This is a genomic window from Chryseobacterium pennae, from assembly GCF_003385515.1.
Lineage (GTDB): Bacteria > Bacteroidota > Bacteroidia > Flavobacteriales > Weeksellaceae > Chryseobacterium > Chryseobacterium pennae.
The window spans coordinates 71,463-84,915 of the sequence record NZ_QNVT01000033.1 but is presented as its reverse complement, the minus strand read 5'-3'; the positions used below and the strand labels follow the sequence as shown (position 1 = coordinate 84,915).

Here is a 13,453-nt window from a genome sequence, read left to right as displayed (position 1 = left end):
AAGGTTAATACATTCTAATTTGAAAGCAACGCTAAATTTTTCTTTTCTATACATAAAAAAATGCCCCTAAAAAGTGTCTAACTTTTTGGGGGCAGTCCAAATTGAGTCGGATTTTTGTTTTTTATCTTTAAACAGCCTGACTATTTATCAGATTTCTGCCCTTTTCCTTTGATGAAATAAGAGAAACCAACATTCACACCGAAAGTGTTAATGTTTGTCTTAACTTCTGTATTCATAATAGTTTCTTTACTTGAAAACTGGTCATAAGAAATACCTAGATTAATCCCTAAAGAAGATGTTGCCATATAAGTTACTCCTCCTTTTACTTTCCATGCTAAACCATCTGTAGTGGTCTCTGTATCCTGTATAAGAATTGGATCATAAATTCCATTGCGAATCCCGGAAAAAGAAGCCTTTTCCTTATTTGATCCATAACCTATCCCTGCTCCCAGAAATGGAACCAGCTTGCTGGAGTTAGTAAAATAATAAATTGCTGTAGGCATTACAGAAAATGTTGAGTTTGTAGACTTAACATCATCATATTTTGTGGTTCTATTTACATATCCTAAATCAATACCCACTGCTAATTTATCAATAACAAAATATCCCACAGAAGGAGTGATTGAGAACGTGTTTACTTTTGGACCGTCAGTAGACTTTCCTCCTACTTTTACTGTAGTTGCAATGTTATTAAAACCCATTCCTGTGTTTCCACTGATTACCCAGTCACCTTTAGTCATTTGAGCATTAGAAAGCCCGAAAAGCACAATAGCGCTTGCTAATAATAGTTTTTTCATGATTATTAATTGAATTTATTTAAACTTATATCCTACTCCAAGCTGGAAGAAATTCATCTTTACTTTCTCGTTACCAACAGGATTTTTAACCATATTGGTCAATCCAAAACTATAACGTGCATCTACAAACAAACCTTTGTATACGTTATAATCAGCCCCGAAAAACAATCCGAAATCAGTAGACTTTAAATTGTCGTTAAATTGCTTTTCTACAAGCTGTTCTCCCTCTTTAACCGCAGCTGGGTTTACAGAAGCACCAGCAGGCAGACCTGTTACATCAAACTTCACATTAGTGTCTGTCTTGAAACTTACATAAGGGCCAGCATAAATACCTAATTCAGGTGTTGCATAGTATCTTGCAGAAACAGGAATTACAATTCTGTTAAGGTTTATCTTTTCAGTTACCTTAATCCCGTATGGTAAAGCTACCTCCGCTTTTCCTCCTAAATTGGCATACTCTACTTCTCCCTGGATCGCAAATTTGCTATTGAATTTATGCTCCACCAAAGCTCCAACATAAAATCCGGACTTTGATTTCATCGTTCCTCTAGCTCCATCAAGCTCAATGTTGTTTTCATTAAAGTTCAATTTAGATAAAGCATATCCTCCTTTTACACCAAACGTTGTCTGTGCGTTTAACCCTGCAAATAAAGCAATTGCAGATGCTAATAAAATTCTTTTCATGTTATTAATTTTTTAAAATATTTAAAGGTAAAAAAGCCCCAAGAAAATCTTAGGGCTTTATCATTATATGCTTTGTTTATTATTTTGCAAATACATACTTAACTCCGAAAGTTACAGAAGATAAGTTCAATCCGAATTTATAATCGTTTACTCTCTTAGCTCCGTCTACGTTTACTTTGTTTGTGTTGTAACCAAACTCACCAAAAGTAGCTTCGATAGACCAGTTTTTGTTTAAGAAATAATCTAAACCTGGCTTAACGTTAACTCCGATAGAAGTGAAGTTATCTTTAGTAGAAGTAGATGTTTTAGCTTCTGTAGAACCAACTGTTTCAGTACGCTTATCTTCATCCTTGAATTGACCAAATTCCATAGGAACTTCTAATTGTCCGAAGATATATAATTTTTCACCAATAGTCCAGTATTTTCTTACGAATGGAGCAACAACAAATGCAGAAGTTGTAGTTTTGTTTTCATTAACAAAAGTTCCAGTAGGAATAAGATTACCATCAGTAGTTACTTTAGTGTTATCATTTTTGTAACCTACACCTAAACCTACAGCTAGGTTAGTGTTTACGAAATAACCTACAGTTGGAAGAACTTTGAAGCTCTCGATTTTAGTATCTGTATTGTTATTTTCATTCTGAGAATACCCTAATTGTCCTGAAACATATGTAGTACCTTTAGCAATCTGAGCATTTGATAATCCGAAAAGTGCAACAGCACCCGCTAATAATATTTTTTTCATTTTAAATAATTTTAATACTTTCTGGTGGCAAATTTACAGTCGTATCCATTAATATTAAAATTTGTTAATGTGATTAATATCATTGTTAAAATTTAAGGTTTTACAAAAATAAATCATATCAGTGAGAGTCTTTTAGTTTTTTCACAATTTTATGAATAAAAAAATCACAATTTCTCAACCAGAGCTAGATATATTTGATTTTAAAAATTTAGACGATTAAGCGAAATTGCCCTTAATCTACGTTATACAGACTCAAAACAATTGTTAAAATGTTAATTTTTAACACCTTAACTCTTAAAATTTAAACAAATGTTTATAATTTGAAGTTGTTTTCACTATCCCAAAGTAACACACTAACAGTCCTTTACCGGAAATACCGTCATTATACGACACAATTTCAATAAAAGAACTCCGGCCTTCGGCCGGAGTTCTATATGTTGTTCAAGATCTGTTTATTTAATAAAGAAGTTGTACCCAAGGTTAACTGCTCCTGCATTCCAGCTGTCTCTGTACCAGCCATGATCACGTCTATTGCTTACAGACTGGTATCCTATATACAGTTCTCCTTTAGACATCTGATATCCAAATTTAGGCTGTGCATAGAAACCTCCGTCAATACCACTTTTTGTAGAAATTCCGTATCCAAGGTCTAATCCTACAAAGATAGGTGCTCCCTTAAATTTATATTTACCGGAAACTGCTACAGGAATAAATCCAAAATCATCAAAGTGATCTTTTCCGAAGAAATGAGAGTATCCTGTTGCTACCCCCAGGTCAAAACCTTTTGCAATATTCCACATATAAGCTCCGTCTACCCCTAGTGTAAATGAAGATACATTACTTGCGTCAGATACTGGTACACCAATATGTCCACCCAATTTTAAACCTTCTTGCGCCTGTGCTGCACCTCCTAAAAGTGCAAAAGCACCTACTAATAATAGCTTTTTCATTTTTTAAGTTTAAATTTTACGTCCCAAAAGTACTAATTATTTTCATCACAGGGATATATTTCCATAAATGGCGTTCATTAAAACAAAAAAGCAGGACAAATTTTGTCCTGCTTTAGTTATGTTTTTTCTTAAAAATCTTCAGATTAGTTTCCTCCGAATTTGAAACCAACACCTACCTGGATGAAGCTATTTTTTAAAGTTCCATTTTCTCCGTCCTCCTTTTTAGCAAGGTTAGAAATACCTAAGTTATATCTTGCATCGAAAAACAATCCATTTTCAAGTGTATATTCAGCACCAACAAATGGAGCTAAATTCAGCTTATTCATATGATCTTTCACATCTTCAGTTGAGCTTTCTGATTCAGAAAATGACTCTCCTAAAGCAGATCCTGATAAGCTTACTGTTGATTTCACCTTTGCAGAAATGAGAATACCCACATTAAGACCAACTCCAAAAGCTAAATTTTCAGTAGCATAATATTTAGCACTAACAGGAATTTGTACAGTTCCCAGTTTCCAATCTGTTTTTTCAGTACCTGTTACATTTACTCCCATCTCAGTGTAAGCAACAGATTCTTCTTGCTTACCTCCAATTGGAGAATATAAAACTTCCCCCTGTACGGCAAATTTATCATTGAACTTATATTCAGCCATACCTCCTACGTAGAAAGTAGACTTTGCATCAAATTTGTAAGTATTTCCTTCGCCAGTTGCTTTAAGCATTGATAAAGAGTAACCAGCTTTAGGTCCAAATTTAAATTCCTGCGCGTTTGCGTTAATTCCCAATACAGCTACGGCTGCAATAAGTAAAAATTTTTTCATTGTTAATTAGTTATACATTTAAGGATTGCAAAACTAATTATTTTTTTCAATTTAGCAAATTTTAACAGAAACTTTTAAGGTTAACAAAAGGTTAACAGAAACTTTATCTATAAAAAATTAATCATTTCTCAGTCTTTTATCTTCATCATTATAAGCCAGGATAATCTTTCTTACAACAGGATGTCTCACAACATCTTCTTCTGTAAGATGCACAAAACCAATCTCCTTCACTCCATTTAAAATCCTCATAGCTTCTTTCAAACCAGATTGCTGATTTTTTGGAAGGTCGATCTGGCTTGGATCCCCTGTAATAATAAATTTCGCATTCATTCCCATTCTTGTCAGGAACATTTTCATCTGAGCGTGGGTTGTATTCTGAGCTTCATCAAGGATTACAAAGGCATCATCAAGAGTACGTCCTCTCATAAAAGCCAGCGGAGCTACTTCAATTACTTTTTTCTCCATAAAGCCTTCCAGTTTTTCATGTGGAATCATATCCCGAAGTGCATCATATAAAGGCTGTAAATAAGGATCTAACTTTTCTTTAAGGTCTCCTGGTAAAAACCCCAGACTCTCCCCTGCTTCTACAGCCGGTCTTGTCAGGATAATTCTTTTCACTTCCTTATCTCTTAGGGCTCTTGCTGCCAAAGCTACACTGGTGTACGTTTTTCCTGTTCCCGCAGGTCCAATGGCAAAAACCATATCTTTTTTCTCTGTTTCCTTTACCAGCTTTTTAAGATTCGTAGTTTTAGCCTTAATAACTTTTCCGTTTACTCCTTTTACAATAATATCCTGGTCAAAGATCAGATGTTTTTCGTTTTCATCTTTAATATTCAGGATATTCTCAACATCTTTGAGACCTATTGAGTTGTTTTTCGAGATAAAACTGACAATATCGTCCAGTTTTTGCTTCAGTATATCTAACGCTTCCTGGTTTCCCATCGCAAAGATAAAATGATCTCTTCCTGTAATTTTAATGGTTGGAAAGCTTGATTTTAATAGGTTGAAATATTGGTTATTAACTCCATAGAAGATTTTCGCATCGATGTCTTCCAGATCATAGGTCAATTCAAACATGCAGTATTTTTATTTTTAGATTTTAAAATTAAAGCTTTTTTTCAATTTAAATCAAATTCTTTTCAACAATCTTTCGGGCTTTCTTTTTATTTTAAATAACTTTGCATGACTACACTATTCTATAAATTGCTCATGTCAATTATTACCCTTACTTCGGATTTCGGAAATTTAGATTACAGAGTTGCTGCTGTGAAAGGCAAGATTCTGTCTCTAAATCCTGAGGTTAATATTATTGATATAACCCACGACATCCAGGCATTCAACTTAATACAAACATCATATATTGTAAGAAACGCTTATAAATATTTCCCCAAAGGAAGTATACACATTATTTCTGTAGACAGTTTTTACAATAAATCAAGGAAAAATATCCTTTACAAAGCAGATGGTTCTTACTTTCTGGCCGCAGATAACGGTCTTTTAAGTTTGATCTTCTTTGATATTAAACCGGAAGCAATCTACGAACTTACCCTGAATAACCGTTTTGATGATATTATCAACTTTACTTCTACGGATATTTTTGTTCCGGCAGCTGTACATCTTGCCAATGGCGGTCTTCCTGAAGTGATCGGGAGAAAAATAGATGCTGCTAAGCAGCTGATGTTCCCCAGAGCGGTTTATAATGAATCGGAAGGAATGATCATAGGTGAAGTTACCTATATTGATAATTTCGGAAATATAATTTCAAATATCAACAAAGATTTCTTTGAAAATATCAGCAAAGGATATAATGGTTTTACTATAAAATTCAGAAATTTAAGTCTTTCGAGGATCTTTTCCGGTCATACGGAATTGGTTTCAGACTGGGAAAGGGAGACAGAATTCCACGGACAGTCTGCAGCAATATTCAATGACAGTCAGCTATTGGAACTTACAATCTATAAAGGCAGTAAGAAAAACGGAGCTAAAAGCCTGTTTGGATTGAATGTAGGTGAAAATATCTACATTGAATTTATGTAAAATTATATATTTCATAAAAAAACCGATTTTTTTTATATATTTGTCAAAATCTAAAAATCAAAAATGGCAGAATACAAATTATTGCTTCCTTCCATGGGAGAAGGTGTTATGGAAGCGACAATTATCACTTGGTTATTCAATGAAGGTGATAACGTAAAAGAAGATGACTCTGTAGTAGAAATTGCAACAGATAAAGTAGATTCAGACGTTCCGACACCTGTTTCGGGAAAAATTGTAAAAATTTTAAAGCAAAAAGATGAAGTTGCCAAAGTAGGTGAGGCCATTGCTATTTTAGAAATTGAAGGAGAAGGTTCTGCTTCTGAAGAAGTAACTACTGAAACTCCAGCTGCTGCTCCGGATACTGAAACATTACAAACCATTGAGCAGCCTTTACAAACTTCAATAGCTTCCAATGTTGAATTCTCTGGAGATCTTTATTTATCTCCACTTGTAAAATCAATTGCACAACAGGAAAATATTTCTGAAACTGAACTGAAATCTATCAAAGGAAGCGGTTTAGAAGGAAGAATTACCAAAGAAGATATATTAGCATACGTTGCCAACAGAGGAAATCAACCTGCTCAGCAGGCTGCTCCGGCTCAACAGACAGTTTCTGCACCAGCTCCTGTTTCAACGCCAGCAACAACAATTACTGCAGCAGCAGGTGATGAGATCATTCCAATGGACAGAATGAGAAAGATCATCGCTGAAAACATGGTGAAAGCAAAACAAATTGCTCCACACGTGACTTCTTTCATTGAAACAGACGTTACCAACGTTGTAAAATGGAGAAACAAAAACAAAGCAGCTTTCGAAAAACGTGAAGGAGAAAAACTTACTTTCATGCCTATTTTTGTGAAAGCTATTGTAAAAGCAATCCAGGATTTCCCAATGATTAATGTTTCTATTAGCGGTGAGAACATCATCAAAAAGAAAAACATCAATATCGGTATGGCAACGGCTCTACCAGACGGAAACCTTATTGTTCCTGTAATCAAAAATGCAGATCAGTTATCTCTTTCAGGTCTTGCCAAAGCAATCAATGACTTAGCTTACAGAGCAAGAAACAAGAAATTAAGACCTGAAGATACTCAGGGAGCTACTTACACCATTTCTAACGTAGGAAGTTTCGGAAACCTTATGGGAACTCCTATCATTCCTCAGCCTCAGGTAGCTATTTTAGCTATCGGAGCTATCGTTAAGAAGCCTGCAGTTCTTGAAACGGCTGACGGTGATGTAATTGCCATCAGAAACTTAATGTTCATGTCTCACTCTTATGACCACAGAGTGGTAGATGGTTCTCTAGGCGGAATGATGCTTAAACATGTTCATGACTACCTTGAAAACTGGGATCTGAACACAGAAATATAAGTAATAGGTAATCAGCAATGAGTAATTTGCTTTCTGCTGATTATAATCAATATAAAACCTTCGATTTTTATCGGAGGTTTTTTTGTGACCTGATCTGATTATTTTTGAATTGACAAGTAATACAAATGGGGCTTAAATTGTCTTTTATAAAACAGAACCAATTACATATGAAACAACTCATTTTGACTACATTCGCTTTAAGCATTTCGATAATCGCCTACTCTCAGAAAACAATCCCATCAACTTTAATCGATCAGTATGTGAAAGAAGTAATTAAAATCAATCACATTCCCGGTTTGGCTATCGGGATTATAAAAAATGACCAGATTGTTTTTCAGCAATACTATGGTAAAGAGACTTTGGAAAGCGATAAAAAGGTGGATTCAAATTCAATGTTCAGGATATATTCTACATCAAAATTGATGTCAAATATTGGTGTGTTTCAACTAATTGAAAGGGGAAAACTATCTTTGGAAGACAACATCTCAAAATACATTGAACATCTCCCTAAAGAATGGCAGGATGTCAAAATAAAAAACCTTTTGACCCATTCTTCCGGAATTCCTAATCTTATTGCTTTTAATGATATTTTGCCGGATGATTCTAATGACAAAGTTATCGAACGGCTGTCCAGAGAAAAAATGGAATTTAAAACAGGAAATGAATTCAGATATAATCAGACAAATTATTTTCTTCTTACCCTGATTATTCAAAAAATCACAGGGCAGTCTTTTGAAAATTTCATCCTGAACAATCAGTTTTCCGATTCTAAAGGCCAGGTTGTTTTTTCTTCAAATGCTCTCGAAAAAATACCTAACCGTGTTGTAAAATACAATTACAATTCTGAAAGAAAACAATATGATAAATCTACTGATATTAATGGTATAAAAGCCCATTCTGCCAACGGAGTGGCGATAACACTTCCTGCATTTTTAAAATGGAGCATTCATCTTAGTAAAAATGATTTATTAGATCAAAAAACGAAAGAGATGATGTGGCGACCATTCGGTTTTGGTAATAAGAAAGATGTTTTTGCCTACGGATGGGACATCAGTAAAGTGAATAATATAGCCTCTTACAATTTTTCAGGTGGAAATGTAAGCTCTTATAAAATTTACCCATACAATAATATGTCAATCATCATGATGTCTAATGGATATAGCTTATTCCCTATCCAATATCGGATCATCAATCATATTGCTGCGATGATTGATAAAAATTTAACAGATGAATATTCATTGGCAGATGAAACCATCATTTCTGAATTTTCTAAAAAAAACAATCCTGATGCAGAGAGAATTTATTATTCTATGAAGGCAAAAGATCCAAAATGGAATTTTGAAAACACTTTAAATGAGATAGGTTATATTTTATTGAGAAATTCAAGAATTGATGAAGCTGTTAAGGTTTTCGCTTTAAACGTTAAGGAAAATCCACAATCAGCAAATGCTTTTGACAGTTTAGGTGAATCATATCTTGCAGCAAAGAATTATGCTTTGGCTTTAGAGAATTATAAAAAATCATTAGCTATAAATCCAGAAAACACCAATGCCGTAAAAATGATTCATACAATAGAAGATCTGATAAAAGAGAAATAAGAGCTCTTCCATAACGATTGTTTTTTGTATCACTATCTCAGAATGGGTGCATCTTAAAATATAAAACCTCCGATTTTTTATTGGAGGTTTTTTATTGGATTTCTGCCTTAATAATTCTACCTTTAAACAAACTATTACAAAATGGAACTTGATTTCAGAAAACTCTATGTTACCAAATTATTTGATTTTTCCAAAAATGACGAAGAGCTAATTTTTGAAATCTATGAGCAGTTATCTGCACTCTATGATATTTCAGTGGTAGATATTGAAAATTCCCCATACAGTAAGTTCAAATCCCAGGATATAAACTTTTTGCAGGAACCTAAACTCTGTTACAGAATTACAACCAAAAGTAAAACCATTACTTTTTACCTTTTCATTGTTAATCTGGTAGGAACATCCATCAGAGGGGCCCGTATGACGGATAAGTATGATTCACTGGAAGTTTGGGGCTTAAAGGAAATAAATGAAGACTTTGGTTTTATTTCTATCAATAAGAAAAAACTGGCAGACAGAATCGCTGGAATATTCAGTAGTTCAACCATCAATTCTAAAGAAAACAAAGACTTTAAAGACTTCTATGTTCTGGGCAGTGATCCTTCCAAAACGATGGCATTCCTTGGCCCGGAAAGAAAAGAAATCATAAAATCTATTGTTGATGAGGATTTTAAAATAGAGATTAAAAACAGCATTGTAGGCTTGAGAATACCAAAGGCATTGAGTCTTGAGAATGCTTTAATTATTTCAAAATTTTTAGAAGAAATATAAGTTTCGGTTTTTTTGCCGTAATTTCATCCTTCAAAACCTACAAATGCTGAAAATCTTTGCTATTCTTCGTCAATCTGTTAAAAAATCCTTTGACAACATCCGGAATGAGCAGCTGAAATACAATCTTCTTCAGGCTATTCCCTTTTGGATCGGCTCTGTGATCACCGGATTCTTTGCCGTATTATATGCCCAACTCTTTGCCTGGGGCGAAAACCTCATGAATTTTATCTTTGACTGGCATGCATGGATGATCTTCATTATTGCCCCCATTGGATTCGTTCTTTCCTGGTGGCTGGTTAAAGAATTTGCACCCAATGCTAAAGGAAGCGGAATTCCGCAAGTAATGGCAGCAGTGGAACTTGCTAATCCTAAAGAACATAAAAAGATTAGAAGCCTTTTAAGTCTGAAAATTATTATATTTAAAATTGCTTCATCTGTTGTATTGGTTATTGGCGGCGGCGCTGTAGGACGTGAAGGACCTACCATTCAGATTGCAGGTTCTGTTTTCAGGAAAGTTAATGAGTATCTTCCTGATTGGTGGCCAAAGATCTCCAAAAAAAACATGATCATGACCGGAGCTGCAGCCGGACTGGCAGCCGCTTTCAATACTCCTCTGGGCGGAATTGTATTTGCTGTAGAAGAATTATCGAAAACGCACATTAATTATTTTAAAACCGCTTTATTTACAGCTGTCATCATCGCTGGTTTAACGGCTCAGACATTAGCAGGATCCTACTTGTATTTAGGGTATCCCAAAACCAATGATGTTTCCCTGATGGTGATGTTTCCCATCGTACTTGTAGCTGCTACAGCGGGTATTCTGGCGAGTCAGCTTTCTGTGATTATGCTTAAGATCAATGGCTGGAAAAAGAGAACTCTGAAAACGGATAAGGCCAATGTAGTATTTCTGGTTATCTGTGCCCTGATCATTGCTTCAATTGCCTATTTTATTAACCGGGAAATATTAGGGTCAGGGAAAGAAATTATGGAACGGGTTCTTTTTACAAAGAATAAACATGAAGACTGGTATGTTCCTGTTTTAAGGATGCTGGGCCCTGCCCTGTCTTTTACTTCCGGTGGGGCCGGTGGTATTTTTGCCCCTGCTTTATCTGCAGGAGCCAGTATTGGTTCTGTTATTTCAGGGCTTATTCATTTAACCCCTAATGAAACCAATGTTGTTGTTCTTGGTGGAATGGTTGCTTTTCTTACCGGAATTACACGGGCTCCCTTTACTTCGGCAATCATTGTTTTAGAAATGACTGATAGGCATTCTTTGATTTTTCATCTGATGCTTGCCGGTATGGTTTCTTCTATTGCTTCTATTCTGGTGAGCCGACATTCTTTGTATGATGTATTGAAAGTGAATTTTTTAACAGAAATAAGAAAAGACGAAACTCTTTAATAAAAAAAGACCTGTTACAGGTCTTTTTTAAGCATTATATTTAAATCTTTAAAAGCTTCTGATAGTTCTTCAGCAATTCCATAATTAATGATTCTAATGACCAGCTTATCCAGTTTTTCACTTGATCTTTTCACTTTATAGGTTACAATATTTAAAAATGCATCACCATTTTTTCTTTTTGATACTTTGTGAAATTCCACTACTTTGCTCAGGTCCCACAAATCTCCTTCATAATAAAGCTTTCCATTTTTATCTACTGAATTTATTCTTATATTATTTCCTTCGAATTCAGCAGCAAGCCTTAGCATCCCATTATCCCGGTCTGCCCCGAATACTTTAATTTTATCAGCAATAAAAGTCTTCACTTCATCAACATTATGGTATTTACCCAGAAGATCTTCCTTACCATTACCATAAGTGATTTTGTAAATTTCTGATTTCTTTAAAGAATGAACAGGCCCATCCAGATAATCCAACTCTTTGTAAGTAACATCTGAACCTCCAACTTCAATAATCTTAGCATCAAAAGAGGTCCCATTTTTCTTGGAAATTTTATCCTGTGAATAGCTGATAACTCCCAACAGCAACAACGGCAGCGTATAAATTTTAGTTTTCATGAAATAAAAAATTCTTCCGGCAAAAGTACACAAAATACCATCAATGCTCAAAATTCAGTTATTAACACTCCATTATTTCATAAGTACTCTTGCATATTACAAATATATTATCTAATTTTGCACCTCGAAATAATTAACAAATATTTTAACATTATGAACAATTACGAAACTGTTTTCATTTTAACTCCCGTTCTATCTGAGTCACAGGTAGAGGAAGCAGTGAACAAGTATGTAGATCTTATCAAAGAAAAGAACTGCGAAATCGTTGCTAAAGAAAATTGGGGATTAAAAAAATTAGCTTACCCTATCCAATTGAAAAAGAATGGGTTCTATACTTTAATCGAGTTTAAAGGTGAAGGTACTGTAGTTGCTGATTTAGAATTAGCATTTAAGCGTGACGAGAGAGTAATCCGTTACCTTACTACAAAACTAGACAAGCATGCTATTGAGTACGCTGTAACGAGAAGAACTAAAGTAAAAGCAGCTAAAGCTTAATTATTAACCCTATTTTTAAAAAAAGACAAGACATGGCAATAGATGAAATGGCTAAACAAGCCTCAGCTGGAGGAGAATCAGAAGTAAAATTCCTTACTCCACTTGATATCAATACAAAATCTGAAAAGAAATATTGTAGATTCAAAAAATACGGAATTAAGCACGTTGATTACAAAGATGCTGATTTCTTATTACAGTTTGTAAATGAGCAAGGTAAAATCTTACCAAGAAGATACACTGGAACTTCTTTAAAATACCAAAGAAAAGTTTCTGCTGCTATCAAAAGAGCAAGACACCTTTCTTTACTACCTTACGTAGCTGACTTATTGAAATAAGACAAAAAATAAATAAAAGAAGAGAGCAATCTCTTCTTTTGTTGCTGAATAAATAATTAATTCTAACTTGATTTTAGAGCATTCTAAAATCTAAAAAAAGGACAACAACAATGGATATCATCCTAAAACAAGACGTAGAAAACTTAGGACTTGAGTTTGATACAGTAAGTGTAAAGCCAGGTTATGCAAGAAACTTCTTACTTCCTCAGGGAATTGCACTTTTAGCTACACCTAAAAACAAAGCAGCTCTTGAAGCTACTTTGGAAGCTAGAAAAGAAGAAGAAGCTAAATTAATCGCTGCTGCTAACACTGTAGTAGATCAATTGAAGAAAACTTCTATTACTATTCCTGCAAAAGTAGGTTCTGGTGATAAATTATTCGGATCTATCAACAATGCAGATCTTTCTGCTGCTCTTGCTAAAGCTGGAGTTTCTGTAGAGAAGAAATACATCAAAATTCCAGGGAACACTATTAAGAGAACTGGTAAAGTAACTGCAAACATCAGATTACACAGAAACGTTGAGTACAATTTCGAATTCGATATCGTATCTGACGCTCCAGTTGTAGCTGCACCTGCTGCAAAGAAAGAAGAAGTTAAATCTGAAGAAGCTTAATAAGCCTCTGAGATTTTCTCATCATACAAGACCACTTCATTTATTTGAGGTGGTTTTTTTATGATTTTAGATTAAATAATGCTACTGCCCAGACTACCCCGCCTTTTTCTTTGCAAAAAGCCACTCCTTCAGAGAAGGGGAATATAGCACTATCTAACAAATTTCAGGATAAGATACTGTGCACTTCTATATATGAAGAAAGATCACCTACATACCTCA

15 protein-coding genes are annotated in these 13,453 nt (G+C 34.5%); 8 read left to right on the top strand and 7 right to left on the bottom strand.

Translation table 11 applies throughout. From position 1 onward, the window contains the following. Positions 1 to 140 precede the first annotated feature (140 nt). The 6 genes from DRF65_RS24765 to DRF65_RS24740 form a co-directional block, all read right to left on the bottom strand. On the bottom strand, positions 141 to 797 hold the full coding sequence (locus tag DRF65_RS24765) for an outer membrane beta-barrel protein (RefSeq protein WP_115973397.1): 657 nt from the start codon (positions 795 to 797) through the stop codon (positions 141 to 143). A gap of 15 nt (positions 798 to 812) precedes the next feature. Then, complete coding sequence (locus tag DRF65_RS24760) at positions 813 to 1,481, bottom strand: porin family protein (protein ID WP_115973396.1); 669 nt, start codon at positions 1,479 to 1,481, stop codon at positions 813 to 815. A 79-nt stretch (positions 1,482 to 1,560) separates the two neighbouring features. After that, the gene (locus DRF65_RS24755) at positions 1,561 to 2,226 is read right to left on the bottom strand and encodes an outer membrane beta-barrel protein (RefSeq protein ID WP_115973395.1); all 666 of its coding nucleotides are present in this window, start codon (positions 2,224 to 2,226) and stop codon (positions 1,561 to 1,563) included. 452 nt (positions 2,227 to 2,678) lie between these two features. Further along, on the bottom strand, positions 2,679 to 3,176 hold the full coding sequence (locus DRF65_RS24750; protein WP_115973394.1) for a hypothetical protein: 498 nt from the start codon (positions 3,174 to 3,176) through the stop codon (positions 2,679 to 2,681). Between the two features lie 143 nt (positions 3,177 to 3,319). Further along, positions 3,320 to 3,997: a porin family protein gene (locus DRF65_RS24745; RefSeq protein WP_115973393.1), complete on the bottom strand. Its 678-nt coding sequence runs from the start codon at positions 3,995 to 3,997 to the stop codon at positions 3,320 to 3,322. A 117-nt stretch (positions 3,998 to 4,114) separates the two neighbouring features. Beyond that, a complete protein-coding gene (locus DRF65_RS24740; RefSeq protein ID WP_115973392.1) occupies positions 4,115 to 5,074 on the bottom strand; it encodes a PhoH family protein in 960 nt (319 codons plus the stop codon). A gap of 132 nt (positions 5,075 to 5,206) precedes the next feature. Between DRF65_RS24740 and DRF65_RS24735 the strand changes: the two genes are divergently transcribed. From DRF65_RS24735 to DRF65_RS24715, 5 genes are all read left to right on the top strand, one after another. Further along, complete coding sequence (locus DRF65_RS24735; protein WP_115973391.1) at positions 5,207 to 6,034, top strand: SAM hydrolase/SAM-dependent halogenase family protein; 828 nt, start codon at positions 5,207 to 5,209, stop codon at positions 6,032 to 6,034. A 63-nt stretch (positions 6,035 to 6,097) separates the two neighbouring features. Beyond that, positions 6,098 to 7,405: a dihydrolipoamide acetyltransferase family protein gene (locus DRF65_RS24730; protein ID WP_115973390.1), complete on the top strand. Its 1,308-nt coding sequence runs from the start codon at positions 6,098 to 6,100 to the stop codon at positions 7,403 to 7,405. A gap of 167 nt (positions 7,406 to 7,572) precedes the next feature. Beyond that, on the top strand, positions 7,573 to 9,003 hold the full coding sequence (locus tag DRF65_RS24725; protein WP_115973404.1) for a serine hydrolase: 1,431 nt from the start codon (positions 7,573 to 7,575) through the stop codon (positions 9,001 to 9,003). A gap of 141 nt (positions 9,004 to 9,144) precedes the next feature. Then, positions 9,145 to 9,771, top strand: coding sequence for a hypothetical protein (locus tag DRF65_RS24720; protein ID WP_115973389.1), 627 nt, complete (start codon positions 9,145 to 9,147; stop codon positions 9,769 to 9,771). Positions 9,772 to 9,814: 43 nt separating this feature from the next. After that, entirely contained in the window at positions 9,815 to 11,173 is a 1,359-nt protein-coding gene (locus DRF65_RS24715) for a chloride channel protein (RefSeq protein ID WP_115973388.1), read from the top strand. 14 nt (positions 11,174 to 11,187) lie between these two features. Here DRF65_RS24715 and DRF65_RS24710 read toward each other — a convergent pair whose 3' ends face one another. Then, the gene (locus tag DRF65_RS24710; protein WP_115973387.1) at positions 11,188 to 11,790 is read right to left on the bottom strand and encodes a hypothetical protein; all 603 of its coding nucleotides are present in this window, start codon (positions 11,788 to 11,790) and stop codon (positions 11,188 to 11,190) included. Between the two features lie 153 nt (positions 11,791 to 11,943). Between DRF65_RS24710 and rpsF the strand changes: the two genes are divergently transcribed. The 3 genes from rpsF (at position 11,944) to rplI (ending at position 13,234) form a co-directional block, all read left to right on the top strand. Then, entirely contained in the window at positions 11,944 to 12,285 is a 342-nt protein-coding gene (rpsF, locus tag DRF65_RS24705) for a 30S ribosomal protein S6 (RefSeq protein WP_103235592.1), read from the top strand. 32 nt (positions 12,286 to 12,317) lie between these two features. Then, the gene (rpsR, locus tag DRF65_RS24700) at positions 12,318 to 12,620 is read left to right on the top strand and encodes a 30S ribosomal protein S18 (RefSeq protein ID WP_034706728.1); all 303 of its coding nucleotides are present in this window, start codon (positions 12,318 to 12,320) and stop codon (positions 12,618 to 12,620) included. Positions 12,621 to 12,730: 110 nt separating this feature from the next. Beyond that, on the top strand, positions 12,731 to 13,234 hold the full coding sequence (gene rplI, locus DRF65_RS24695) for a 50S ribosomal protein L9 (RefSeq protein WP_115973386.1): 504 nt from the start codon (positions 12,731 to 12,733) through the stop codon (positions 13,232 to 13,234). Positions 13,235 to 13,453: the final 219 nt, after the last annotated feature.